At 69.1% G+C, this 1,088-nt stretch carries 1 pseudogene; it reads right to left on the reverse strand.

Annotated elements, in window-relative coordinates:
- Positions 1-711, reverse strand: a pseudogene (locus ACIGG8_RS42890) (hypothetical protein); the annotation flags it as partial.
- Positions 712-1,088 lie beyond the last annotated feature (377 nt).

Here is a 1,088-nt window from a genome sequence, read left to right on the forward strand (position 1 = left end):
AATTGTTCCGGGGAATTCCTCATGGGCGTCCGAGAAAGTGTGACCGGCGGGCCGTGGCGACCCGACGGATGTCGGCGCTGTCGTGGTCGGCTCAGCCAGCGAGGCGGGCAGCAGTGCCGCCTGGCACGCTCCGTCCTTCACGGAGAGGATCACGTCAGTGTCCGCGATCCTGGCGATACCCAGGATCTTCGCGGCCCCCTTGGACGGCGGGCGTCGATGCTGCGCTGGATCGGCTCGCTGGCGGACGTGGCCACGAGGCCGTTCAACGCCCATGGCCCGTCTCCACCCTGGGGCGGGGCAGTCCCACTGGTGCATGCGGTCGCAAGGCCGGCTGTGAGAAGGAGTACCGTGCCCGCGAGCCGACTCGATCGCCGCATGTGCTGAACTCTCCTGGTTGGCCCAGTGGTTGTAGCAGTAGCCTACCGGGTGGTAGGCGTCGCCCCCGCCGACGTAGTGGTCGGCAACCCGGGTGTCGTAGACGTCGAACGTGAAGTGATCGAACAGCGGGTACGCCTCCAGGGTGCCGAACTTGCCTTCCGGGACCGTGTACGAACCGGTCTCGGTGTTGGTGGCGGTGTCCGTGACGCTGAACCCGACGGTGCCGGAGAGCTTCCACGCGTCGACCGACACGCTCGACGACCACTGACTGCTTATCGCCCGGCTCTGGGTGAGCGACAAGGTCATCGGCCCCCAGCCGGTGACGATGTCCACCCGGTTCGTGCCGCAGGTCTGCCCCTGCGTACTTCCCGTTGCGGGGCTGCAGCCACCAGTCGCCCACGGTCGCCTCCTGGGCGCCCTGAGGGTCGCTCACCTGCCCCGCACCCGCCGCAGGCAGCTTCGGGGCCGGCGCCTCGCGGTCGCGTCCAGTGCTCCGGCACCGCCCCGGCCGGAAGCCGCACCGTCGCCTCCGAGGCCGCAGCCGGTCCGACGCCGGAGGCCGGGGCCGCCATCGCCTGCGGAGCCGCGATGGCCAGAAGAGCCCCCACGCCGACAGGCTGCGCCCCCATTCGAGAAATACCCTCGCGCATATCTTCCCCTCCGATGGTCCGGCAAGTTTTCGTGTTCGGACCGTCCGAACACGCTCGATA

Source organism: Kitasatospora sp. NPDC085464 (assembly GCF_044541955.1).
Taxonomy (GTDB): domain Bacteria; phylum Actinomycetota; class Actinomycetes; order Streptomycetales; family Streptomycetaceae; genus Kitasatospora.